Here is a 25,040-nt window from a genome sequence, read left to right on the forward strand (position 1 = left end):
TTCAGTGCCATGGGAGGATGAAGTGGTTTCCCCGGTTGACGCTGATTGCTGCAATCAGGAATTATTCATCCCTGAGTTGCGCTTTAAAATAGTGGCAGGAATTGACAAAGGCATCACGTAGCTGCTCGGTCGTGGTGATCATGCTTTCCCAACTGCTTTCACTGGCAGATTTGATTTCATCCAGCTTTTCACTTAAATGCTGTGCCTGGATATGTAGTTTTTCCATTTCCTTTACATAATGCGATCGCATCACTTCTTTTGAGGCAGTAATTCTTTCTTCCATGTCTGTCATGCCGAAATTGAGTTCATCCAGCTGTGCCTTGATGCTGGCTATGTATGCATCACGTTTGGCATCACGTTTTGCATCATGTTTGACCATCATGGTATTTCTCCCTCAAGGATGCGTTCTTATCTACCAAACATGACTCAAATATTGGCATATTCGCCATGTTGAGCCTTCCATGCTTCGAGTCTTTGCTGGTCGCTGGTGTTGGTTGTCGTCAAAAACTTGCTGTTGGATTCGAGTTCTGTTTCCAGTTGCTCAAACTTTTGACTGGTAATGCCCCAGCCCAGCAAGGCTCCGATGACGGCGCCGCAAACAATTCCTATTCCCGCACCTGTTAGAGCAGCTGCCATAGGTTGGGTTACCAACAAGCCGAGTCCGGGGATAAAGAACGGCGAGATCAGCACTGCAAGCGTTGCATTGATCATTCCAAGCACACATCCAACCGCCATACCTATGCCCGTACCAGTGCTGATGCTGGAATGAGAATCCATCTGTTCCATGATTTGTCCCTTGAAATCGCTGCGTCGCGCATAAAGATGTTTCGGCAGATTGTGTGCAGTCTGCCCTGCTGATTTACCTTCTAGGCTTCTCATGTTCAGTGTTTGCGAGTCATTGGCTGTGATCATAATGTCTGCTCCTCTGGTAATTAGTGGTTCATGGAAGACCAGGCCAGTTCTTATGGGCGGGTAATTTTCTTGGTGGCTTTATCTATGGCCTCATGGGCATCCCCAAGGATTTGCTGTGCTTTGCCTACAACCTGTTTTTGAATTCCTTTTATTTCCTGCTCCTTGCTGCCTAGGATTTTTCCTGTGCCTTCCTGTACTTTGCCCGCGATGTTGTTAGCGGCGCCTTTAATCTGGTCTTTGTTCATGATTTTTCCTGGTAAGGTTAATAAATGCTTTTTTGAGAAAAACTTGCTCTGATGATGCATGACAAATTTATGCCTTTCCGCCAACCTCATCTGTGCGCTGGCACACTCTAAAAAGAAAATCGTGAAAAAAAGACGCTTGCCGGGTAAAGAAATATTTCTTGGGCAATGTTCGATACCGAACAGATATGTGATCTGACTGATATCAAAATAAGGCATCGGACTTTTCCGACGTTGCAATTGTTGATTGCAGATAGCCTATCTGTTTAATGTTTAAAACTCACACCTAAGAGGGAATATATGAATAAAAAAATCGCCATGATGCTGTTTTGCACAGCCACCCTGAGCAGCGCCGCCAGCTTTGCTGCAGATGAAAAATCAACTGCCTATACAGGCGCGAAAGAGGCTGCAAGTACCGAGTTCAAACTCGCCAAAAGTAAATGTGACGCGATTACCGGCAATCCCAAAGATGTTTGCCTGGCCGAAGCAAAGGCTGCCCGCGTACATGCTGAAGCAAATGCCAAGGCAGAATATAAAAATACGGTAGCCGCACGCACAAGCGCAAGAAAAGACATCGCTGATGCTGACTATGACGTAGAAAAAGCCAAGTGCGGCAGCATGAGCGGAAATGACAAGGATGTCTGCATCAAGCAGGCCAAGTCCAATAAGGTTGCCGCCGTATCAAATGCCAAAGCAGACAAAAAAGTCATCGATGCCCGCGTGGATGCCAATGACGACAAGGTCAACGCAGAGTACAAGGTCGCCATAGAAAAATGTGATGCCTTGTCGGGCCAGGGTAAAGACAATTGTGTCGCAGCAGCAAAATCAAAGTTTGGCAAGTAAGCCGGCTTAACCCCAAAGCCGTGCCGTTGCAATGCGCATCAGCCGGCTTGGTGTTCATTTAATGTAATTAATCTCTGAAAGATAAAAATGAAAATCGCTCAACGCATGATGGCTATGGTATTCGTCGGTTCCATGTTGGTAATCGCTGGCTGCGCTTCCACATCGACAAAAGAAGGAACGGGAGAATATGTTGATGACTCCGTCATCACAACCAAGGTCAAGGCAGAAATTTTCAATGAGCCAACATTGAAATCCATGGAAATCAATGTTGAAACATTCAAAGGCGTTGTGCAGCTTAGCGGCTTCGTGACTTCCAGCGCCAATATTGAAAAAGCTGTGTCTGTTGCACGCAATGTCAAGGGCGTGCGCTCTGTGAAAAATGATATGCGCTTGAAATAAGCCGGTCTTCGCATGGGAAAACGCTGTCAATGCAGATTGACAGCGTTTTCTTTTGCCGGAATAAGAAAAGACGGGAGCCATGGCTCCCGTCTTGCATAAGTATGTTACCTGTTTGTTTTACTTGATGCGCTGTTCAACGGTAAATTGCTCGATTTCCACGCGACGGTTGGGTTCCAGGCAAGCGATCAGGTCGCTACGTTTCTTGTTATTGCACACGACCACAGGATTGCTTTCGCCTTTGCCTATGGCGTTCAGTCTTTGTCCATCAATGCCCTTATTGTTCAGATAGGTCTTGACAGAATTCGCGCGTTTTTCCGACAGGTTCAAATTGTATTTGTCTGAACCTATGCGATCTGCGTAGCCGGTAATCACCACCTGGTTGATTTGTGGATTGGCATTCAGCGCTGCGGCGATGTCATCAAGTTTTGGCTGCGGAGTACTTAGTACCGCACTGTTAAAAGCAAACAATTCCGTCGCAGACAGGGTTATTTTTTGATAGACCGGTGGCGGTGGTGCGACTGGTGCAGGTGGTGGTGGCGCTTGCACGACGACAGGTTCTGGAGGTGGTGCTGGTGCATAACTTACAGGTCTGGCTGCAACCCTGGGCTTGTCAAAGGCATAGTTGAGACCAAATGACAGATGAGAATTGCTGGCCTGACTAAAGCCAAAGTCATTATTGTGCAGGTAGCCATGCACTTTGCGCCATTCGACCTGGGCAGACCATTGATCGTTGAGGGAAAATTGTGCGCCCAGACCTGCGCTGGCTGCCGGTGCCGTACTGTCGCCTGCCTTCAGGCCACCATTGCTTCTGTCGCGGTTGGCAGCGATACCTACGACCAGGTAAGGGCGGAATGCTTCACGAGAAAATAGATACAGCAGATCAACTCCGAGGGCATTTTGTTGATAGCGTTTACCGTTGTCAGTAGCGCGCGTGTAGTTGGTATTGATTTGCGCATCCCAGTTTTCTGACAGAGGCTTGCCGAGGCGCAGGCCCACGCCATAGCCGCGGTTACCCGCACCGAAAGTTTCATCTGTTTCAGCAGCATGGACGCTGCCACCTATATACCAGGATGGATTGTAGTCTTCGGCCATTGCTGTGCTTGCGCAAAACAGGCAGGCCAGGGCTGCAGGAATTGTTTTTAGATTGTTCATGAATACTCTTTCCAATTAAAAAAGATGGGGGGCGAAATGATTTGTGCAAAAAAAACGGGATTTCACTTTATTAGTAAATCCTGCATGCGAGATTAGAGAGAATGCCGACTTTCATCGGTGCGCTGACGCACAAATGTGGTTTTTTTAGCAGTTGAATAGCTAAGGAATTGGCGTAGCGAGCTGTTGCCTATGTGTGTCGTCGCACTGAGCAGACCGAAGTTTTGGCCCATGATGTGGAGTATTGAAAATTGAATTCAACCGAACAGGATCTACATGGCATTTTTTTCTCTGGAACACAGTAAGGCCGCTTACCTGACCGATTTTATTTTGTATGGCATTGCAGTAACTTGCTTATTGATTTTTTTGACCTTGAGCACTCCTTTGCGCAAGTTGGCAGAGGTAGTCATATTTGTGCTTGCCGGCTTGTTTACATCCACTTTTATAGAATACTTCCTGCACCGGTTCATACTCCACGGCCTGCAGCCATTCAAACGGTGGCATGCGTTGCATCATGCCCGTCCTTCTGCACTAATTGGAACGCCGACTATTCTGAGTCTGACTTTGATCGTTATTTTGGTTTTCACTCCCGCCATACTTTTGGGAAATTTGTTACGGGCCTGCGCGCTGACTTTGGGGCTGACAGGGGGATATTTGTTTTATACGATTACCCATCACGCTACCCACCATTGGAAAGCAAATCATTCTTGGTTAAAGGAAAGGAAAATCTGGCATGCACGTCACCATCATGTGGACGCTCGCCCTGTGTGTTTTGGTGTGAGCACAGGTTTCTGGGATGAGGTTTTTTGCAGTAACGGAAGGAAATGAAAGGGGAAACTGCGAGGCTGGTAAATCTGCGGTTGTGCAGTGAAAAACTACTGCTGCAGTCATGACTACAGCAGTATTTGATAGTCAGGACATCAAGCTATATCAGCCATCAACCCATTGCCTCATTTGAGCATGGTTGTTGCTATTTGAAGCAATCGTCTGCAGACCACTTGTTGCTACTACTGACTGCATTATTGCTTGACACCTTCATTCTTCATCGCTTCGAGTTTGTCGTAACCGACAGCTGCCGAGGCAGTCTTGATGGTCGCCATATCGACATTATCGCCATGTGCCTCTACCAGGAAGCGGCCAGCGATGAGCAGGCTGTATTCGCCCGATGGGCCCTCTTTCTGGAATCTTTCATGGGTGGGGCGGCCATTGACCTTGCCCATTTTTTCATAGCCAGTATCGGTTTCCTTGTCTTGTTCCATCATGCCCCAGGCAAACATGGCACCAAACATTTTGCTGCCGCCCGTGTCAGTGATGGTCATTCTGATCTGATGATTGTTTTCATCACCGTAGCGGGCTTCTGCCTTGGAAACCTTGAATTCGCCCATGGCAGATTTTTCACCTTCCAGGCTATTGCGTTTCAAACCGCCTATGGCTTCCGGGAACAGGGCTTTCAGCTTGTCTTTATCGACCACTTCTGCCTGGTTGCCAGCACCCAGTGCAACGCCTATTGCTTCAGTTGCGGCTTTCATTTCAGCCTGGGGGTCACCAGATTTTTTAGCAGCCTCCATCTTTTTGTTGGCATCTTCCATTTTCTGACCCATTTTTTCCAGCTCACCGAGCGCGCCGCTGTTGGCGGCAGAATTGCGCGAGGCATGCATGCTGGCGGCACCATACATGCCGCTGCCACCAATTGCGCCTATCACCATGCTGAATACAACCATCATCACGACCGAACAGACAACAGATACTGCGGTGTAAGCGCCTGCTTTTTCCTGGGGAGCTTTCATCAGCACAGGAAGGCCAAGGTAAAGCAGGTAAATGCCATACGCGCCGGCCAGAATGCCAAGCATGCTCAGAGATGGCAAGAGCGAGAGTATGCCTGCCAGCCATGCAGGTGTGAAAGAATAGGCCGCCACCTTCAGGGCCTGTGCAGGATTTTTCTCTGCACCAAATTGCGGTGCCAGGGCATCGATGATCAGCGATATCAGATAAACGCCGATCAAGGCGAATACAAAGCTCATTACCATCGCTGTGATGCCGGTGAGGATGGGCAGTCTTATATTACCCAGCAGGGGGACGCTGAACCCGATAATGCTCATGCCTATAAAACTGGAAACAGCAGGGATGGCAGCCAGAGGGGCGACGTAGTTCTTGAAGATGTCTGCCGTGCTGGTGGTTTCAGCAGCGATGACGGGCCATTCTGTTTTTGGCGTCAGGGTGATATTTTTCGCGCGTTCTACGAGATTCATGGGTTTTTCCTTTAATAAAGGGCAGGGCCGGTATCTGCGACCCAAAACAGGAAAACTGAAGAAAACAGGCTACTTATCTTTTCACTAAGCGACAAAGTTTATTACAGTTTTTTGCAAGTAGGACAAAATAAAGCGCTTTTCTGCTGTTTTCCATACAATGAATCTCAAGACTTGCTAGCTGTCATCATTTCCAGCCAGTGGCAGGAACTGTATCCCGGTTTTATTGACCAAGTCCTTGTAGCTTATGGGTTTGCTGGCATGTGCCTCGTCTGTATTTTCTACCCAGTATGCCCAGGCGCGGCCGATCGCCGGGTCATAGACCAGTTTGAACAGGTGTCTGGGCACCCAAATCTTATTGTTTCCAATTGTCGCTGGTCGCGAATCGTAAACCGGGCCGGTAATCACATACACATCGCCCGATGCCCGCAGCACATACTGGCGTGTGGCTTTTTCTATGGCAGCCCAGGTCTTGCGGTTGTTCACTGGCACCTGTGGCACCATATTCGCCAGCGAAAAGCTCTGCGCCATGGCGGTGCTGTCTGCCATGTCGGCAGCCGGTGCCATATGCCCACGGTCATAGCCAGAACCCTTGTAGTCATCCAGTTCGGCCCTTTCTGCACGGGGTAGCCTGGCGTCGGCATAGAACTGGTCACTGCGTACATTTTCCCTGGCCTTGTAGATGATCTGGCGATTCAATCTTTCAGCGACATAGATGGGCGTGTGGCTCTTGCCTGAATGCATGACTGCAAATGCAGAGAAACACAGGGCGCGCGGGCGCATGTTGCCAGAGGCAGGCAGAGCTGGAACGTACCCCTTGGCAAAGAACTGGCGGCACCCGGCAAATTCCCCTGTGGCCTGGCTGGGGAAATTAAAAACAGCATTATCCAGAAAAGAAAGATCAACAAAGGAGAGGCTGATGACAGCAAAAACGAGCAGTGGACTGAGCTTGGCGAGTTTTTTTAGCATGTATATGAAGGCGGGTGCCGGACGGAGCATTTCCTGAGCGAAGCAGATTGATTATCTGGCAAGTCCAGAGACAGGTAAATTGAGTAAAATGCAAAAGGGCTGGATTCTATATGATTTTCCTCGGGGTATCTTGTTGCTCAGTGAATCGCCTGATTTTCAAGCGGAAATGTGTCGTAACAAATAGAGACTATTTTGACAATAAAATACTTGCCTATTTGATCCACTTGGCTGACTATGCCGCAGATCAAAAAATACTGCCAAACCTGATGTTTTCTACTGCTACCCTGACCGCCGCCAGAAATAAACTGCTCAAGCTTGAAGCTCGCTGGGTATTGTCAGGCTTGCTTTTGCTGGAAGTCATGCTGTACTGCCTTGATGAATTCACCGGGCCGCACAGCTTCTATGCGCCTTTTTATGTCTTCCCGGTGGCCTTTAGTGCCGCCTTGCTGTCGCAACGCATGACGGTTTTCTTTGTTGTCCTGTCCAGTCTGGCGAGGGCGCAGGTATTCAGCCAGTTTTTCCAGGCGGGCAGTTTGCTGTTGCTGGCATTTGATATAGTCCAGAGCATGTTGTTGTACGGGGCGATTGCGGTACTGGTGATGACAGTCAAGAGCATGCATCAACGCCTGCTCAGATATGCTGAATATTTGCGTGCCAATGTCAGGCTCATGCGCCAGCAAAGGCGCAACCGTTCCAGCATACGCCGGGCCTTGCCTGATGATGCTGATGGCATAGTGCGCCTGGCAGTCAGCGGAGCGCAAAACGGTGATCTCTCAGAAGATATTTCAAATGCCGTATTGCAGCGCACGCTGGCTACGGCTTTCAGGCAAGGCATCGTCGAGGGCCAGACCGTCAGGCATACCTGGGCTGGCGGCCAGCAAAAAGTGCCAGTCGAATTCTGGGTTTCCATCATCAATGGCCGTATGGCCGGTTTCTTCATGCTGTACGGTGTTGATAACCAGCAGGGTTCAGAACGCGAGTTGCATGCCATGGTGGTGGCAGACGAATACCGTGGCCTGGGCATAGGTGCCGCCATGACCGATTTCTTTTGCATGCATTTTAAAAACCGCCGTCTGTTCGCAGCCTGCAAGACAGGGTCAAATATGATGAAGATGCTGAGCCGCAGGGGCTTCAGCCAGTTTTGCACGGCAGAAAACGGTTATGTCATCATAGAGCGGCACAACTGAAACTTGTGTCTGTCATCCATTCTTGTGCAGGGTATCCCACTGCAAGCCAAACTTGTTCAGATATTTCTTGAGCCTGTCTGCATCATTGGGACTGGCTTTGTTGCTGCGCGAAGCGGCAAATAACTTCCGGCCTGCTTCCGACATATTTTTAGAGCGCACACATATTGCCAGCACGGCCTGCAATTGCACCGCATCGAATAAATCCAGTTGGGCAAGCTGTTCTGCATCCAGATAGTCATGCAAATCCAGTTCATGCGTGTCTCTGCCATCGTCATGTGCATGTGACCACAGGCGTTGCAGGCGCTTGATTTCTTCACCGGCATTCTGGTCATTGATGCGCCCGGCGTCAGCCAGCGTGGCCATGCGCGTGACTGAGGCAGACAAATCGCGGAAATTACCTGCCCACACCGCCTGGGCCGAAGTGGCAAATTCCATATAGCTGTCTTTCGCTTCTTTATTGAAGCGCACCATCTGCCCGTTCTCAGCACTGTATTGCGACAGCAGGTAATCGATATTAGGCGCAATGTCTTCTACCCGTCCACTCAGGCCAGGCAATTCATACGACCATAAATTGATACGTGCGTACAAATCTTCGCGAAATCGGCCTGCCGCCACTTCCTTGCCCAGATCACGGTTGGTGCCCGCCACCAGTTGGAAATCGCTTTGCACTTCATGGTCGCCACCCACCGGGAAGAAGCGTTTTTCTTCCACAGCCTTGAGCAACATGGCTTGTTCATCCAGGCCCAGCTCACCAATTTCATCGAGAAACAGCAAGCCCTTGTGTGCCGTCCTTAGTAAGCCGGGTCGGTCAGAAATGGCGCCGGTGAATGAGCCCTTGATATGGCCGAACAGGGTAGAGCCCGCGCCATCACCGCGCAGGGTGGCGCAGTTGACTTCGACAAACTTGCCTTCCAGCCTGTGTCTGGCTTTTTTCAATTCAAAGATACGCCGCGCCAGGAAGGACTTGCCCGCACCAGTTGGCCCCATCAACAGAATCGCTGCTTTGGACTTGATGGCGACCCGTTCTATCTCATCTATCATGGTGTTAAAGCGCGCATTGCGGGTGGCAATACCAGATTTCAGGAAGGCCACTCCTTCTTCCTGCTCACGGCTAAAGCGCTGGGCGATCTGGTCATAGCGTGACAGGTCCAGATCAATGATGGTCATCTCACCAAAATTGTCCTTGGTCTGCCGCCGTGGCGGCGAAGTCTGCAAGAGTTTGCCAGGCAGGTAACTGGCTTCCGTCATCAGGAACAGGCAAATTTGCGCGACGTGGGTGCCCGTCGTGATATGCACCCAGTATTCTTCTTTGTCGGTATCGAAAGGGTAAGACCTGGCAAAGTCAAACAGGCAGCCATACACGTCTTCAAAATCCCAGGGATCTTTTATTTCCAGCTGATGTGAACGTACTTTAGTCTCTGGCGAAGTATCAGCGATATCCTTTTCCAGTTGCGCGAGCAAGGGTTCATGCTGGCCGCTGTACAGCAAATCAATGCGGTCTATGACGATGTCTTCATGCTGGGTCAGCGCTACCGTAGGCCGCCATTTTTCCCAGCGACCACTGCCCCGGCCACTATCGAGTTGTGTGCCTATAAAACCGATGACGACTTTTTTCTTCTTGATCATATTGAGATAAAGGTTTATCTATTCGGATAATTATATAGGAAATAGTGACTATGGGCTGGCCTTGCGAAATTTCGCTTATTTCTTTACTTATCCATTTAAATCAATAACTTAAGCGGATATTGGGCGCTATGGCACAGACCTGGCACGCCCATTGCAATAGATGGAGTGTAGGGCATGCAGGCATGAAGGGAGTGCCACCACCGAAAACGATTGAGTCCTGGGTGGGCTGGATAAAACCAGATGCAGTCTAAGTATTGTCATGAGCAAGGTTGCAGATGCAGGTTGCCGCTCCCCGTAAGGGTGTCAACTGGCGCGCGTTTCCAATCATGACAGTGGCCAGAAGTAATGCTCTGGTTGTTGCATTGTGCGGGTTCGAATCCCGTCGTGTCCACCAGATTGGAAAAATCTGAAAGAGTTTAATAAAAAGAAAAAAGGAAATGAAATGGTTAACACACAATTGTTCCAGAGTTTAAAAAACTCACTGACAAACAAATTTTTGCCAGTCACCGATACAACAAATTTTTCTGGCGTTGCGGCCTACAAGTTCACCGCCGAACACAAGCTGGCGCAATATGCAGCTACTGGTTGTTTGAACGCGACTTACTACGCTAGCGCAGAGGCGCAACTGGCAACAGTGCTGGATTTGACTAAAGAGGTAACGCCACTGTTTGTAGCGCAAACTGCGATCTACTGCCGTGAGCGTGGCTACATGAAAGACATGCCAGCCTTGCTGGTGGCAGCACTGACCATGCGTAATGCAGTCGAGTTGCCGCGTACTTTCAAGCGTGTAATGAACAACGGCAAGATGTTGCGTAACTTTGTGCAGATACTGCGTTCAGGTGCGATAGGCCGTAAGTCTCTGGGTTCACGTCCTAAAAAACTGGTACAGGCATGGTTGAATACTGCCAGCGAAAAAGAATTACTGGCAGCAGCGGTGGGTACTACGCCATCACTGGCAGACGTTGTAAAAATGGTGCATCCAAAACCTGTTGAAGCATGGCGTGAAGCCTTCTTTGCCTGGTTGATAGGCAAGCCATACAAGGCCGAATCCTTGCCACCTGTAGTGGCAGCGTTTGAAGCATACAAGAAAGACCGCAGCCTGGCCTTGCCGGATGTGCCTTTCCAGATGCTGACAGCGATGGACTTGACGACAGAAGACTGGGCGCAAATTGCCCGTCAGGCTGGCTGGCAGATGTTGCGTATGAACTTGAACACCTTTGGACGTCATGGCGTGTATGCCTTGCCTGGCATGGTGGACTTGATCGCCGCTAAATTGAGTAATGCAGAGGCAATTGCCAAAGCCAAGGTGTTTCCTTACCAGTTGATGGCGGCTTACAAGGTAGCCAATGAAGAAGTACCGTTGCCGATCAAGAATGCGCTGCAAGATGCGATGGAAATCGCCTTGAGCAATGTGCCAGAAATATTTGGCAAGGTCGTGGTATGTGCTGACGTGTCTGGTTCCATGTCATCTGCTGTCACAGGCTACCGTGGCTCGGCAACGACTGCAGTACGTTGCATAGACATTGCAGCCCTGGTAGCTGCAGCCATGTTGCGCAAGAATCCATCGACCCTGGTCTTGCCGTTTGAAGAGCAGGTCGTGAAATGTGATTTGAACCCACGTGACAGCGTGATGACCAATGCGCAAAAGCTGGCAGCAATAGGCGGTGGCGGAACCAATTGCAGTGCACCACTGGTGCAGTTGAACAAACAGAAAGCGCAAGCTGACCTGGTGATCTTTGTCTCTGACAATGAATCCTGGATGGATGCAGGTCGTAGCCGTACTACTGCCACCATGGCGGAATGGAATGTGTTTAAACAACGCAATCCACAAGCCAAACTGGTGTGCATAGACATTGCACCTTATGGCACGACTCAGGCAGCAGAAAGAGATGATATTTTGAATGTAGGTGGTTTTTCTGATGCCGTATTTAAAATCATCGCTGCCTTTGCTGCCGGTCAGCTAAGTGCAGAGCACTGGGTAGGTGAAGTAAAGGCAATTGATATTTAGAGACCCGCTGGCGGGGCAAATGCAGTAGATGTGTAGTAAATGCCTCGCCAGTCCAGGTAGTAAACGTTTTTGAACGCAGCATGAATGTAAATGTGATTACATCTGAAAACTGTAAAATCACCTTTAAACCTTGTCATGCTGTGATTCAAAGACCATGTGAGTGTGGTCCTGAGTTTGAAATGCAGTACGAATGCGCGGGCGATTACATCCAAAAAAAATCGCAAGCAATCCTTGTCGTACCGTGTTTCTCAATACCGCAATCAGATGCAGCAGTACAGGTTTTGAATATGGCATGAATGCTGATGTGATTACACTTGTAACGTAATATCACCCTCTGTTCTTGTCATGCCATATTCAATAAATATCATTGTTGCAGTTTCTTGAATACCTTGTGAATGCTCATGTGACTACATTTGCAATGTTCACAGCAATTCTTGTCATAGGGTGGTTCAGGAAATGGATTTGTAAAGGTTTTGAATAAGCCAGGAATGCTGAGGTGATTACATTTTGCGAAAATGAGACTTCACTTCAAATTTTTGTCCTGGCTTGTTCAATCTGGTTTTACCCGAATGCCATCAGGATTACATAGATTATATTGGTGCGACTCCAATCTGTTTCATTCCGCAAGAGTGAAGCAGAAATCCTGGTAACACTTGTCGGGGTTTTATTTTAAAAGTATGGACGTGATGAAAAGTGGAAAACAAAGACGGGCAGAAATCATGGAAAAGCGGCGCGCGCGCATACCCGCGAAAGAAAGTTTTGATGTCTATGCGATGCCTGCACCCGTTGGAGCAGTCATGGCTAATTGTGAGGCATTAAGTCACAATAAGAATGCTATTTTCTTGCCCTTGTTTTATGTGGACTACGCCTTCAACTGTCGTGATTGCGGATGCGCACAGATATGGACAGGCAAGCAGCAAAAGTGGTGGTACGAGATTATGCAAGGCAATATCAATAGTGTAGCTATTCGATGTCGCCCTTGCAGGAAGATAGAGCAGCAAAGAAAGAAGCAAGCCAGGGACACGCATTTGAGCAGCCTGGCAACAAAGCACAAACAATAGAGTTTTCAGGCGAATGCCAGTGAACGTGCAACGGTCCTAAGGTGGTTAACAGATTCAGTATGGTCTGGTGTAGCCTGGGTACTGACTCTGACAAGAGTCTCCCGGCCGTCGGTTTCACAAACCCTTGTCGCCGCAAGTAATAGGAAGTAATAGGAAATGAAAGAGTTTGTGCAGTAAGTAAAAGTTTAGGCGAATGCTGGTGAAATTACATCACTTTTAATGAGGCTGTCGCGGGTTCGAAGCCCGTCACGAAATCTCGGTTTCGTGTAGCTCAGTTGGTAGAGCACCTGTGGGTGACCACATACATTTCACCGAATATTGTCGCCACCCCAAAATGGCAGCTTGTAAAGTAAGAGAAGCAAAGCAGCGGTTAATTGTCGTTTAGCTGTTGCAGTAAAAAAGTTTAGGCGAATGCTGATGAAACTACATCGCTACGAACGAAGAGGTCGCGGGTTCGATTCCTGCCATGGCGTAATCTGGCGCCGTGTAGCTCAGTGGTAGAGCGCTTGTTTCATCACCCCCTTGTCGCCACCAAAGAATTTAATAATAAAGAGAAAATATGAAACACGAAGATTATGATGTAGTGCAGTACAAAGATGGCCGTCCTATCAAAATGTGGACTAAAGGTGTTCCTGTTGAGGAAGAAGCCAAGCAGCAATTGGCGAATACCTCCCGTTTGCCTTTCATCTACAAACATATTGCCGTGATGCCAGACGTGCATCTGGGTAAAGGTTCTACCATCGGTAGCGTGATACCTACCCTTGGTGCGGTGATCCCGGCAGCTGTTGGTGTGGATATCGGTTGCGGGATGATGGCTGCCAAGACCACTTTGTTCGCCCATGATCTGCCAGATAACCTGGGCCCTTTGCGTACAGCGATAGAAAAAGCCATACCACATGGTATGTCACCTAAGACCCGTAGCTTCAAAGGCCGTGATAAAGGTTCATGGGAATCGCCACCAAGTGCCGTAGATAATGCCTGGGCACAATTGAAAGATGGTTTCGATGAAATCTGCTTGAAAACACCGCGTTTGAAAAACACCAATAACTACCGTCACCTGGGAACTTTGGGTAGTGGTAACCACTTCGTTGAAGTATGCCTGGATGAAGCCAATGCCGTATGGTTCATGCTGCATTCCGGTTCACGTGGTGTAGGTAATGCAATCGGTAGCCATTTCATTGAACTGGCCAAGCAGGATATGCGTACCCATTTTATTAACTTGCCAGATCAGGATTTGTCCTATCTGCCAGAAGGAACCGAGCATTACAAGGACTATATTCAGGCCGTGGGTTGGGCGCAGAAATTTGCGCGTTTGAACCGTGAAGTGATGATGCAGAACCTGATCGCAGCAGTGCGTACCGTGATCAGCAAACCGTTTGAGACACATATTGAAGCGGTAAACTGCCACCATAACTATGTGCAGAAAGAACATCACTTCGGTAAGGATGTATTGGTAACCCGTAAAGGTGCTGTATCTGCGCGTGCCGGTGAATTGGGGATTATCCCTGGTTCCATGGGAGCGAAAAGCTTCATCGTGCGTGGTAAAGGAAATGAAGAAAGCTTCCATAGCTGCAGCCACGGCGCGGGTCGTACCATGAGCCGTACCGCAGCCAAGAAGCTATATACCGTTGCTGATCAGATTGCCGCAACCGAAGGTGTGGAATGCCGTAAAGATGCCGATGTGATTGATGAAATTCCTATGGCATATAAAGACATCGACGCTGTGATGCTGGCTCAATCTGCCCTGGTGGATGTTGTGCATGTATTGAAGCAGGTAGTGTGCGTTAAGGGTTGATATATAAATTCAAGACCATTAACCACAGAGACACCGAGACACAGAGAAAGGCATGAGAAGTTCATTAATCTGAAAATTCTCGCGCTTTTAAGACATAAGGTTTTCTCTGATTTTTCTCTGTGTCTCTGTGCCTCTGTGCCTCTGTGTTGAGGGGTCTTGTTTTTGAATTTAAATTGAAAATAAAAATAATGAATAAGAAAATGATAGAGCTGGATGGTTCTTTGGGTGAGGGTGGTGGACAGATTTTGCGTACATCTTTGAGCCTGTCCATGATTACTGGTCAGCCGTTTCGTATCATCAACATCCGTGCTGGCCGTGCCAAACCTGGCTTGCTACGCCAGCACCTGGTGGCGGTGCAATCGGCTGCTGCCGTCAGTGGTGCACAGGTGACTGGCGCAGAGCTGGGCTCGACCACGCTGGAATTTATTCCATCGGGCATCTATGGCGGCACTTACCAGTTCGCCATAGGCAGTGCAGGTAGTTGTACCCTGGTGTTGCAGACCCTGATACCGGCTTTGTTGTATGCTGACAAACCATCGACCATCAAGATCACTGGCGGCACCCACAATGACATGGCGCCACCTGCACAGTTCCTGCAAAAGGCTTATGGCCGGGTATTGCAGCAGATGGGTGCAGATGTCAGCTTTGAATTGAAACGCTATGGCTTCGTGCCTGCCGGTGGCGGTGAAATCATCGCGCAGGTACAACCATGCAAGCAGTTGAAACGACTAGACCTGCTGGAACGCGGCGAACGACTGAAAGGCTATGCCGAAAGCTTTGTTGCCGGTGTACCTGTCGATGTCGCCAAACGTGAACTTGAATGCGTAGGTGCGGGCATGGGCTGGACTGCCGATCAATTACTGGTACGCGGTCTCAGCAATGACCAGGGGCCGGGTAATGTATTGCTGATTACCTTGGAACATAAACAGGTCACTGAAGTGTTTTGCGGTGTTGGGGAAAAAGCCGTCAAGGCAGAAAATGTCGCCAAACGTACTGTGCAGGAATTGCGTGAATACGTAGCCTCTGGTGCTGCTTTAGGCGAGCATCTGGCAGACCAGGTCATGTTGCCATTTGCTTTGGCGGGCGGTGGTAGTTTTACGTGCAGTGTGGTGTCGCAGCATGCCAAAACCAATGCGGACGTGATTGCCAGTTTCTTGCCAATTCATACTGAATTTTCAGCAGACGCTCAAAGATTTGTGTGCTCGATAAAATGAAGGTTATAGAATAAAGATTCTTTGTGTAAAAATGCACAGTATGCTGACTTGAAGTCAGTCATTTTTGTATCTCAACTGCTCCGGGGAAGTTCTGCGGCAGGAACGCTCGGCTGGTACCGAGAAGGCGCTGGTTCGAATCCAGCTTCCGGATCCAATTTGCTGAAAGCAATTGGCCTCTTCACTCACCTGGCTGAGTACCATGACCATAGAAAATAACAAAGACGTGTCAAAAGACAATAGCGAAAATATGGACGGTGTATCGCTCGCATACCCATATGCGCAAATTGCCAAAGCGATTCAGGCGCAAGTTACGCACGGTGATCCGGATGTACGTGAAAATGCCGGAAACAAGATACATCGCTGGACCAGTGTGATTCAAAACATGATAGTTGGGGTTTTGACACCTGGATCAAGAACACCATTATCGAATGTACCCGCCTGGGTAACTCTTGATGTCATAACTGGTGGTTTTGCAACTGGCAATTTTAAAGCTGGTGGAGAATTACATGATTATGAAAAAGTCTTGCTTGTTGAAATGGGTGAAGAATTTCAAGGCATCAATACATCAGAAGCTCGACAAACTCTCAATACCTATTTCATTTCAGAAATTGGATTCAAAAAACTGCAGCAGGCCCTTAATTCTGGAACGTATGAAATAGATGTTCCAGAATCAGGGGCGTTATTGGTATTGACCTGGCTTGCCGAACGAGGGCATTTCGAGCAGGTTCAGACTTTGTTGAGTTTGATTGCGCCTTGGTTTGACAGGTTAAGGTTTTATCCTGACCTGAGTTCCCGGACTGCTGCCCGGCGAGACAGGAAAACGGTACATGTTCGTGATGTTGCATGTACACGCCAGATACTGGGAAGCATTGAATCAGATATTGGTATTCGGGTTCAACGGGAAACGATTGCTATCTGGAACCCGGCTTATGACAGGATGTTGGGTTTGTTTCTCGAAACGCTGGAAGGTGATATGCCATCCATTGCGCTTGACGCCTTTGGATCATGGGTGAATAAGGAAAACCGGAAATTCAATGTGAATGGCGGATGGCCATGCAAAAAATATCCGGATGACTGGACTGGGCGTGCGCGTCAATTTCTTGACGAAGAAAATGAGTTGCGTAAAGTTTACAAATTGAGTTCGCGACCCTACCGGAAGGATGATAGTTATTTTCAGTTGCGATCATATCTGGAAATTTGTGTGCGCTCTCCCGCTGACTTGAATGGTCGTGACGTAGGGCGAATCAGATTGATATTGGCACGCGCTCTTACCAAACGAGGTATTCCTTCGTCCCAAAAGCACGCAGAATTACGCCAATTTCAGGAGCAACAGATACGCATTCCAGATTTTAAGGTGTTTGCAAAATTGTTGGAAGAACGATTGCGGGAGCATTCGCCTGATTACGGTATTGAAGATACGCAGGTAGTTTTACAACCTGTTAGCAAAGATGAGGCAGTGCGCTGGAATGTAGCATCTGAAAGCCGCATACCCAAGAGCTTGATGCAAAAAATTAAGCTCGGCAGTGAAGCAATCGTGGAAGACTTACTGAAGTACCGCATCATCGCTTCGGGGGAAGTACTTGCACAAGTGTTACCGCAGATGGCGGAGCAAACTATAGCTTCAGGCTTTGATAATCTGGAGGCTAGACGCCTTTATGCTTCGGTTTATATGGCGTTTCGCCGCAGGCGTTCATTACTGTTGCTAAACCTGGAAAAGCAGGTGCAGTTGGAGGAATTACCCTGGGTTAAGGCATTGCTGCCGTTTAATCGAAAACATGAGCAAAGCAATCTGGCGAATCGGCAGATTCTTTTGGATTCAGTGCGTTTGAACTTTACAACTTTTCCTCAAGCACTTCTACCAAATAAATTACTGAAAGAATTCTCAGCTTTTGCTAAAGAAGCTGATTTGAAACTGCCTTTGGTTGAAGAGGTTGCAGCGGATATCTTTATGGGGCGGTTTTCAGCCAAGTTTTTGGAAGCAGCCAAGCTTGCTGCTGGTCATTTGCAAGGCAGTTTATATGAGCGGTATTACGATATTGATTATGCCCGTGTAATGTCCATAGAAGATACCGAAAAAAATGGAAAGGAAAAGAGTAAATACAAAATTATGCAGAGAACAGATAAATTTGCAGAGCTTTGCGCGCATATGTCTGGTCAGTCAAATAGTCGAAGTACAGCAGCAAATGGAACAATCATTGAGTGGCAGCAAATTATCACTACGCAAAACCTTGCGGCCCTTTGTCTGCACATTGATGGAGGAGCGCTGTTGACTGAGGATTATTTCAACATGGCAAAAAAATGCTATATCTTCTTGTGCAATAGTCTGAGCAAGAAGCGCTCTGGATGGCATGACGGTTTGATCAAAGTGAAAAATTCTGCCTATGCCTGGCGTCAGATGATCTTTTTCATGTCGCAACTCTCTGAACACCGGGTCGCTGAATTTCTGGAATGGACAGAAACTCACTTGTATCTTCAAAATAAAAATCTAAAACAGGCACTTCAACCTGCCATGATTGGTCTGCAAATAGCTGCAAAAGGTAAACGACTCGACCGTGAAATGTGCGTGTCTACAGGTGCGCAACATTTCCTTGGATGGTCAACAGGTCAGCATTGGTTGCTGGCGGGTTTGGAGATTGATTCCAAAGATCGTGTGTCATAGCAAGCATGTTCAGTCTTTTAAGGCTGAACATAATGCTGTTATAGAACATTAAGGTATTTTTATAATTTCTATTGACACAGTAATTTATTCTCGTGCAGAATTGAGTCTCTTCGATATGCAGCAATTTTGAAATTTACCGCAATTCGATTTTTCATCAACACCCAATTCAAGAAAGGAACGGCCATGCCACGGAATACGGCTAGCAAGAACAATCAATACTTTTAGCCCCGTGCACGACGCTCGGGGTTAAGGCAAATCGCCAACCCGAGCCGGTCGTTTTTTTGAAAACCCCGGTGAGGAAACTCGTCGGGGTTTTTTACTTTTCAAAGCGCTGATTTTTGTTGGAACGCCATAACTTGCATAGCTTTGTGCCATGCAGGCAGGGACGGTGTTCGCCAAAAAATACGCAGACTTATTGACGAAGAAAAGTAGCCAGTCATGTCTCATGCCAGCAGCAGGATTTGCAGCAATGGCAGGGATCACTCGCTGAAAAACACCGGCATTACAAGAAGGAAAATTGTATGCCTATAGCTAAGAGTTTGCACAAGGCCAAAGTGCCTGTGCATATATTTACGGATGATGTTGATCACACTGCGATACAGCAGTTGCTCAATATCGCCAGTTTACACATCGTTCATCCCCACGTAGCTGCCATGCCCGATGTGCATGCGGGTGTGGGGGCCACGGTAGGCAGTGTGATACCTACCCGTGCAGCCATCATCCCGGGTGCAGTGGGTGTGGACATAGGTTGTGGCATAAATGCGGTGCGCACGACTTTGACTGCCAGCCAGCTGCCAGATAATCTGGCGAAACTGCGCAGTGCCCTGGAAGCCGAGATACCTGTTGGCTTTCGCCAGCATGCCTGGAACCGGATGCGTGGGTCTGCCCTGGTCAGGGTGGGCAAGCCCTTGAATGACAGGCTGGACAAGATCGTTGCCAAGCACAAGAGCATCATGCGTATGCTGCCCAAGTTTTACCAAACCTGGATATGCCAGTTAGGTACCCTGGGTGGGGGTAATCATTTCATTGAAGTGTGTATCGATGAAGAGCAGCGCGTCTGGATCATGTTGCATTCCGGCTCACGTGGTGTGGGCAGTGTCATCGGCAAGCATTTTATCTGGGCTGCACGCAAGGAAATGTGGCGGCACCAGATACATTTGCCGGACAAGGACTTGTCTTATTTTACTGAAGGCTCGGAATTGTTTGATGACTATGTCGAAGCGGTGCAGTGGGCGCAGGATTATGCCTTGGCTAACCGCAGTGAAATGATGCGCAGGGCGCTTGCTGTGCTTGAAAAAGAAGTGACCAGCTTCAAGCTGGATGGTGAAGCCATCAATTGTCATCACAATTATGTGTCGCAAGAAACGCATAATAATGAAAATCTCTTTATTACCCGCAAGGGAGCAATTTCTGCCCGCATGGGTGAGATGGGGATTATTCCTGGCAGTATGGGGGCACGTAGTTATATCGTCAGGGGCAAGGGTAATCCTGAATCATTCTGCTCCTGTTCTCACGGTGCAGGGCGCAAGATGAGCCGGGGTGAGGCGAGGGAGATGTTTGATGCTGATGATCTGGCAGCCCAGACTCAGGGTATAGAATGTCGCAAGGATAAGGGTGTCGTGGATGAGATTCCGGCAGCATATAAGGATATCGATGCAGTCATGGCGCATCAGCATGATCTGGTTGAAGTTGTGCATACCTTGCGCCAGGTCGTCTGTGTGAAAGGATAGAGGATAAGAGATGAAAATCACGGTCAAATTACCCAAACCGCGTAACCCGCTGGCAGTGCTGGTCAAACAGCGCAATGCCGGTGTCCATGGCGCACTCAATCTCAAGCGTACTGAACGCAGGCAAGAGAAGCAACGCCTGCAGCAATTCAAAAGCACGGGCGGGCGGCTGAAGGATGAGGAGTAAGCACCTTATTTGTGTTAACTTGTTTTAATCCAGGCGCTCATTTGGCAACAAATGGGCGCTTTTTTATTTCCCGGGCTTGAAATGCTTTGCTGCCAGCAGCGGGTGCTGGATAGAATTGCTGCATTAAAATAAAAACTGCGCCTGGTCGCAGACGGGGGATACACCATGATGCGGCAAAACCGGCTACAAGCCATAGACCTCTTGCGCGGTCTGGTCATCGTGCTGATGGCACTGGATCATACCCGCGACTTTTTTGCGGTTACCCCATTTGACCCTCTGGATTTGCAACAAGGTTCGCCAGGCTGGTTCTGGACGCGCTGGATTACCCATTTATGCGCACCCATCTTTGTGACCCTGGCGGGGATGTCGGCCTTCTTGCGGGCACAGCAGCGTGATAAAAAAGATATGACACGCTATTTGCTGAGCCGTGGTGCCTTGCTGGTTTTACTGGAATGCACCTGGGTCAGCTTCAGTTGGCAATTTGGATTTAATGTGTTCATCTTGCAGGTGATCTGGGCGATAGGCATGGCGATGATGGCGCTGGGTTTGCTGATCTGGTTGCCGCGATGGGCAATTACCCTGGTTGCTGCGTCATTGATCTTGCCGCATAACCTGCTCGATGGCATGCATGCCAAAGGCAGTCATGTCTTGTTCATGGCCTGGCACCAGGGTGGCTTTTATCCCCTGACTGACAAACTGGGTATCGTCTTTGCCTACCCGCTCATGCCATGGATAGGTTTGATGGCTGCCGGTTATGCACTGGGGCCGGTGATGCTGTGGGAGGCGGACAAGCGCCAGCGTTTTCTGTTATCAGCAGCGGCTATCCTGCTTGTGAGTTTCTTGATTTTGCGCAGTGGCAATTATTATGGTGACCCTGATTTCTGGTCGGCACAAGGCAAGGGCTGGTTCCATGACTTCATGTCTTTCATGAAGGTGCATAAATATCCGCCTTCCTTGTTATACCTGTGCATCACGCTGAGCATAGGCTTGGGCACGCTGGCCTTGATGGACAAGTATGTGAAAAAGCCTTTGCCATTGCTGATGTTGTTTGGCAAAACACCGATGTTCTTTTATCTGGTGCACATTGCACTGATCCATGCGCTGGGCTGGATTTATATGCAGTTGCGTTACGGCGAGATCGTTGATTTCCGCAAGCCAGAGGCGACGCCAGCGTATGAGGCTTCACTCCTGGTTTGCTATCTGGCCTGGTTGTTTGCCTTGGCTGTGATGTGGGGATTGACCAAACTGTGGCTGGCGCGCAAGCCGCAAGCAGTAGCTACATCAGGCACGGCCTAAGACAGTACTTTTTGTTTTCTGGTCGATGGATGCAATATAAATCCCAGTAAGCTGATGCTCGCAAAAATAGCACCAGCATAGAAGGTGAAAGCAGATCCAAATTCCTGCCACAGCAAGCCTGCGACGACGCTGGCCAGCAGCAGGCTGACGCCACTGGCGAGATTGAAAAAACCAAAGGCCGTGCCACGCAAATCGGCCGGGGCACTGGCGGCAACCATGCTGGACAATAAGCCCTGGGTCATGCCCATGTGTATGCCCCATAAGGCGATACCTGTTGCCAGCCCATACCAGTGCTGGCTATAACCGAGTACTACATCCGACGCCACCAGCACCAGCAAGCCCCAGGCCAGCAACTGAGGGTGAGACACCCGGTCAGACAGTTTACCAAAAGGATAGGCTGTTGCCGCATACACCAGGTTCATGGCGACCATGATGAGGGGTACATAAGCCACGGGTATCTGCATTTGCTGGGCGCGCAGTATCAAAAACGCTTCGCTGAAGCGGGCCAGGGTAAATATGCTGCCCAGTGCCACCACCCACCAGTAAGCCGCGCCCATGCGTCGCAGATTGTGCATGCTGACGGGGTTGCCTGGTCTCTGTGCAATTTTGTTGTCCGGCTCTTTTACGCCAATGAAAAGCAAGGCCATTGCAGCCAGACCGGGAATGACGGCCAGCCAGAATATGCGCCGGTAGTCATTCATCCATAGCAGCATCAGTGCAGTCGCCAGCAAGGGGCCGACTACGGCACCTATGGTATCGAGCGATTGTCGCAAACCGAAAGCAGCACCGCGTATTTCTGCCGGGGTGATGTCGGTGATCAGGGCGTCACGCGGTGCGCCGCGTATGCCTTTACCTATCCTGTCCATCATGCGGGCTGTCAACAGCATGCCCATGCCCTGGGCAATGGCAAACAGGGGTTTGGTGAAGGCACTCATGCCATAGCCAAACACTGCCAGGGCCTTGCGCTTACCCAGGCGGTCACTCAGTGCACCTGAAAATACCTTGACGATAAGAGTGGTTGATTCGGCGATGCCATCGATCAGGCCAACGGCAAACACGCTGATGCCCAGCGTGCCGACCATGAACATGGGCAGCAGACTATGTATCATCTCTGAAGAAATATCCATGAGCATGCTGACAAAGCCGAGTACCCAGATACTTTTAGGCAGTGAAGGTTTGCTCATGTAGGCAGCTTCCCGTAGAGGTAATAATGGGAGTGTGCCTTAATTTGTGGATAGTGGGAATGCTGTCTTGCTTGTTGCAGCGCAAACCGACTTCGGGAAAGCCGAAGCCGGGTTAAGGAAGCTCAGACCTTATTTACCTGCATCTTGCGCAATTTTGCGCAGGGTTTCCAGTGTTGCACCGGGCGTGATCAGGTTGCCGTCATAACGCAGTTCTATCAGGGCGGGCAGATTGTGCTGGCGGCTGTGTGCCAATGCCCTTTCCAGTGCGGGAGCAAATTCTGCCGTAGTGTTGACAACTTCACCACTGCCACCAAAGGCGCGGGCCAGTGCGGCAAAATCAGGATTGTGCAATTCTGTGCCAGAGACACGCGCCGGGAATTCTCTTTCCTGATGCATGCGTATCGTGCCATACATGCCATTATTGAAGACGATGATGACCACGCCTGCCTTGTATTGCACCGCAGTTGCCAGTTCCTGGCCATTCATCAGGTATTCACCATCGCCGGCAAAGGTGATGACAGTGCGTTGCGGGTCTATGATCTTGGCAGCAATGCCAGACGGTACGCTATAGCCCATGGCACCGGATGTCGGCGCCAGTTGCGTGCGCATGCCGCCATAAGGGAAGTAGCGGTGCGCCCAGGTGGCGTAATTGCCTGCGCCATTGGTGATGATGGTGTCTTTGGGTGCCAGGCGCTTGATATCCTGCACCACTTGCCACAGGTTCAACGGGGCGTTTTCCTTGGCGAAAATTGCTGGTTCGGTTTGCCATGCCAGCAAGTCTGCGCGTGCTTCGCTGACTGTTGCCTTCCACTTGGTGGCTGCATCCAGGCCTGCCATTTCAGCCAGGGCTTCGGCAATTTCTTTCATGCCGCTGTTGATCATCAGGTCAGCCTGATAAACGCGGCCCAGTTCCAGTGCGTCACTGTGGATGTGCACCAGTTTCTGTTTAGGCACTGGAGCTTCCAGCACGCTATAGCCGCTGGTGGTCATTTCACCGAGGCGTGGGCCTATGGCAATGATCAGGTCGGCATCTTTCAATCTTTGTGCCAGTTTTGGGTTGATGCCTATGCCCACATCGCCTATATAGTTCGGATGGGCATTGTCCATCAAGTCCTGGAAGCGGAAGGCGCAAGCCACCGGCAGGTGATTACTGGTGGCGAATTCGCTGATGTGCTGACATGCTGCCTTGTCCCAGCCGCTGCCACCGAGCAACAGCACAGGGCGTTGTGACACAGCCAGCATATTGCGTAGTTGCGCCAGTTGCTGTGGCGAGGCTGATGCCTGCACCGGTGTGTAATGACGGGTATCGGCTACTTCGGCGATTTGGGCCAGCATGTCTTCTGGCAATGCCAGTACAACCGGGCCGGGGCGGCCACTGGTGGCGACCTGGAAGGCGCGGGCGATATATTCAGGCACGCGGTCAGCGCGGTCTATCTGGGCTACCCATTTCGCCATCTGACCAAACATGCGGCGGTAATCTATCTCCTGGAAAGCTTCGCGCTCGACAAAGTCATTGCCTACCTGGCCGATGAACAAGATCATCGGTGTTGAATCCTGGTAAGCGGTATGCACGCCGATAGAGGCGTTGGTGGCACCCGGCCCACGCGTGACAAAACAAATGCCGGGTTTGCCTGTCATCTTGCCATAGGCATCTGCCATGAAGGCTGCGCCGCCTTCCTGGCGGTTGATGATGAAGCGTATGGGGCTGTCATGCAGGGCGTCCAGCACGGGCAAATAACTCTCGCCAGGTACACCAAAGATGGTATCGACACCGTGGACTTGCAGGGCATCCACAATCAACTGGCCGCCAGAACGTGATTTCAGCATGATAGACAATGATAAAAAAGTAAAAGCAGTACGCTACCAGAAAGCCTGCTTAATTTGCATCGTATTTGAGGCTTCTGCACGGAATTATCATTGAGCGGGGGCAGATAGGGTAGAATAGCGCCCGAAGCAGGCCAGACAATCGCTGGTTGCCTTGAGTAATCGAGGTGACGGGAGGAAGGTCCGGACTCCATAGAGCAGGGTGACGGCTAACGGCCGTACGTTGAAAGCCAGGGCGCAAGCCTTGGTATAAGACGAGGAATAGGGCCACAGAGACGAGCGTATTAAGTTACGGTGAAACGCGGTAACCTCCACCCGGAGCAATTTCAAATAGGCACGCGTTGATGTTGCTCGCGGAGCGTGCGGGTAGAAAGCTTGAGCGGCGGAGCAATCCGTCGCCTAGAGGAATGATTGTCATAGCAGATGGTAGCAATGCCTATGCCGTAACAAAATCCGGCCTATCGGCCTGCTTCAATTTATTGTTTATCTTGTATTTCCTATCGTGCAGGCAT

Annotated in this window: 21 protein-coding genes, 1 tRNA gene and 1 other RNA gene; 14 read left to right on the forward strand and 9 right to left on the reverse strand. The window is 49.5% G+C overall.

Features of this window, described 5'->3' with window-relative positions; genetic code table 11:
• Positions 1-61: 61 nt before the first annotated feature.
• Genes UNDYM_RS03745 through UNDYM_RS31295 form a run of 3 tightly spaced genes read right to left on the reverse strand, consistent with a single transcriptional unit; the run spans position 62 to position 1,373 of the window.
• Positions 62-382 carry a hypothetical protein gene (locus UNDYM_RS03745; RefSeq protein ID WP_162039839.1) on the reverse strand — a complete coding sequence of 107 codons (321 nt, stop codon included), beginning with the start codon at positions 380-382 and terminating at the stop codon, positions 62-64.
• 44 nt (positions 383-426) lie between these two features.
• Complete coding sequence (locus tag UNDYM_RS03750) at positions 427-912, reverse strand: hypothetical protein (RefSeq protein WP_162039840.1); 486 nt, start codon at positions 910-912, stop codon at positions 427-429.
• A 50-nt stretch (positions 913-962) separates the two neighbouring features.
• Complete coding sequence (locus tag UNDYM_RS31295; protein ID WP_370529081.1) at positions 963-1,373, reverse strand: CsbD family protein; 411 nt, start codon at positions 1,371-1,373, stop codon at positions 963-965.
• An 81-nt stretch (positions 1,374-1,454) separates the two neighbouring features.
• Between UNDYM_RS31295 and UNDYM_RS03760 the strand changes: the two genes are divergently transcribed.
• Both UNDYM_RS03760 and UNDYM_RS03765 read left to right on the forward strand, forming a co-directional pair.
• Positions 1,455-1,997: a hypothetical protein gene (locus UNDYM_RS03760; RefSeq protein ID WP_162039841.1), complete on the forward strand. Its 543-nt coding sequence runs from the start codon at positions 1,455-1,457 to the stop codon at positions 1,995-1,997.
• Between the two features lie 87 nt (positions 1,998-2,084).
• A complete protein-coding gene (locus tag UNDYM_RS03765; protein WP_162039842.1) occupies positions 2,085-2,396 on the forward strand; it encodes a BON domain-containing protein in 312 nt (103 codons plus the stop codon).
• A 117-nt stretch (positions 2,397-2,513) separates the two neighbouring features.
• Here the strand turns inward: UNDYM_RS03765 and UNDYM_RS03770 are convergent, their stop codons facing one another.
• On the reverse strand, positions 2,514-3,548 hold the full coding sequence (locus UNDYM_RS03770) for an OmpA family protein (protein WP_162039843.1): 1,035 nt from the start codon (positions 3,546-3,548) through the stop codon (positions 2,514-2,516).
• Positions 3,549-3,821: 273 nt separating this feature from the next.
• Between UNDYM_RS03770 and UNDYM_RS03775 the strand changes: the two genes are divergently transcribed.
• Positions 3,822-4,373 carry a sterol desaturase family protein gene (locus tag UNDYM_RS03775; RefSeq protein ID WP_162039844.1) on the forward strand — a complete coding sequence of 184 codons (552 nt, stop codon included), beginning with the start codon at positions 3,822-3,824 and terminating at the stop codon, positions 4,371-4,373.
• 191 nt (positions 4,374-4,564) lie between these two features.
• Here the strand turns inward: UNDYM_RS03775 and UNDYM_RS03780 are convergent, their stop codons facing one another.
• A complete protein-coding gene (locus UNDYM_RS03780; RefSeq protein ID WP_162039845.1) occupies positions 4,565-5,794 on the reverse strand; it encodes a Yip1 family protein in 1,230 nt (409 codons plus the stop codon).
• 174 nt (positions 5,795-5,968) lie between these two features.
• Positions 5,969-6,760, reverse strand: coding sequence for a DNA/RNA non-specific endonuclease (locus tag UNDYM_RS03785; RefSeq protein ID WP_162039846.1), 792 nt, complete (start codon positions 6,758-6,760; stop codon positions 5,969-5,971).
• A 266-nt stretch (positions 6,761-7,026) separates the two neighbouring features.
• On the opposite strand from UNDYM_RS03785, the gene UNDYM_RS03790 reads away from it, so the two are divergent.
• Complete coding sequence (locus UNDYM_RS03790) at positions 7,027-7,947, forward strand: GNAT family N-acetyltransferase (protein ID WP_162039847.1); 921 nt, start codon at positions 7,027-7,029, stop codon at positions 7,945-7,947.
• Positions 7,948-7,959: 12 nt separating this feature from the next.
• On the opposite strand, the gene rtcR is transcribed toward UNDYM_RS03790, so the two are convergent.
• Positions 7,960-9,570 (reverse strand): RNA repair transcriptional activator RtcR, encoded by a 1,611-nt coding sequence (gene rtcR / locus UNDYM_RS03795; RefSeq protein WP_162044431.1) that lies wholly within the window; start codon positions 9,568-9,570, stop codon positions 7,960-7,962.
• A gap of 445 nt (positions 9,571-10,015) precedes the next feature.
• Here rtcR and UNDYM_RS03800 point away from each other — a divergent pair, with 445 nt between their 5' ends.
• The 9 genes from UNDYM_RS03800 (at position 10,016) to UNDYM_RS03840 (ending at position 21,520) form a co-directional block, all read left to right on the forward strand.
• Positions 10,016-11,581, forward strand: coding sequence for an RNA-binding protein (locus tag UNDYM_RS03800; RefSeq protein WP_162039848.1), 1,566 nt, complete (start codon positions 10,016-10,018; stop codon positions 11,579-11,581).
• Positions 11,582-12,234: 653 nt separating this feature from the next.
• Positions 12,235-12,642: a zinc-ribbon domain containing protein gene (locus tag UNDYM_RS03805; RefSeq protein WP_197740975.1), complete on the forward strand. Its 408-nt coding sequence runs from the start codon at positions 12,235-12,237 to the stop codon at positions 12,640-12,642.
• A 559-nt stretch (positions 12,643-13,201) separates the two neighbouring features.
• Entirely contained in the window at positions 13,202-14,437 is a 1,236-nt protein-coding gene (locus UNDYM_RS03810; protein ID WP_162039849.1) for an RtcB family protein, read from the forward strand.
• A gap of 188 nt (positions 14,438-14,625) precedes the next feature.
• On the forward strand, positions 14,626-15,651 hold the full coding sequence (gene rtcA, locus UNDYM_RS03815; protein ID WP_232063688.1) for an RNA 3'-terminal phosphate cyclase: 1,026 nt from the start codon (positions 14,626-14,628) through the stop codon (positions 15,649-15,651).
• A 79-nt stretch (positions 15,652-15,730) separates the two neighbouring features.
• Positions 15,731-15,805 (forward strand) — tRNA-OTHER (locus UNDYM_RS03820).
• Positions 15,806-15,850: 45 nt separating this feature from the next.
• Complete coding sequence (locus UNDYM_RS03825; RefSeq protein ID WP_162039850.1) at positions 15,851-18,310, forward strand: hypothetical protein; 2,460 nt, start codon at positions 15,851-15,853, stop codon at positions 18,308-18,310.
• Positions 18,311-18,831: 521 nt separating this feature from the next.
• Entirely contained in the window at positions 18,832-20,040 is a 1,209-nt protein-coding gene (locus UNDYM_RS03830; protein WP_162039851.1) for an RtcB family protein, read from the forward strand.
• A 10-nt stretch (positions 20,041-20,050) separates the two neighbouring features.
• Positions 20,051-20,224: a hypothetical protein gene (locus UNDYM_RS03835; RefSeq protein ID WP_162039852.1), complete on the forward strand. Its 174-nt coding sequence runs from the start codon at positions 20,051-20,053 to the stop codon at positions 20,222-20,224.
• Between the two features lie 165 nt (positions 20,225-20,389).
• The gene (locus tag UNDYM_RS03840; protein ID WP_162039853.1) at positions 20,390-21,520 is read left to right on the forward strand and encodes a DUF1624 domain-containing protein; all 1,131 of its coding nucleotides are present in this window, start codon (positions 20,390-20,392) and stop codon (positions 21,518-21,520) included.
• Here the strand turns inward: UNDYM_RS03840 and UNDYM_RS03845 are convergent.
• Both UNDYM_RS03845 and UNDYM_RS03850 read right to left on the reverse strand, forming a co-directional pair.
• A complete protein-coding gene (locus UNDYM_RS03845) occupies positions 21,517-22,704 on the reverse strand; it encodes an MFS transporter (RefSeq protein WP_162039854.1) in 1,188 nt (395 codons plus the stop codon). The two genes, UNDYM_RS03840 and UNDYM_RS03845, sit on opposite strands and share 4 nt — an antisense overlap.
• A 129-nt stretch (positions 22,705-22,833) precedes the next feature.
• Positions 22,834-24,531 (reverse strand): thiamine pyrophosphate-binding protein, encoded by a 1,698-nt coding sequence (locus tag UNDYM_RS03850; RefSeq protein ID WP_162039855.1) that lies wholly within the window; start codon positions 24,529-24,531, stop codon positions 22,834-22,836.
• A 123-nt stretch (positions 24,532-24,654) separates the two neighbouring features.
• On the opposite strand from UNDYM_RS03850, the gene rnpB reads away from it, so the two are divergent.
• Positions 24,655-25,005, forward strand: an RNA gene (rnpB, locus tag UNDYM_RS03855) — RNase P RNA component class A.
• Positions 25,006-25,040: the final 35 nt, after the last annotated feature.

The organism is Undibacterium sp. YM2, from assembly GCF_009937975.1.
In the GTDB taxonomy this organism is placed as follows: domain Bacteria; phylum Pseudomonadota; class Gammaproteobacteria; order Burkholderiales; family Burkholderiaceae_D; genus Undibacterium.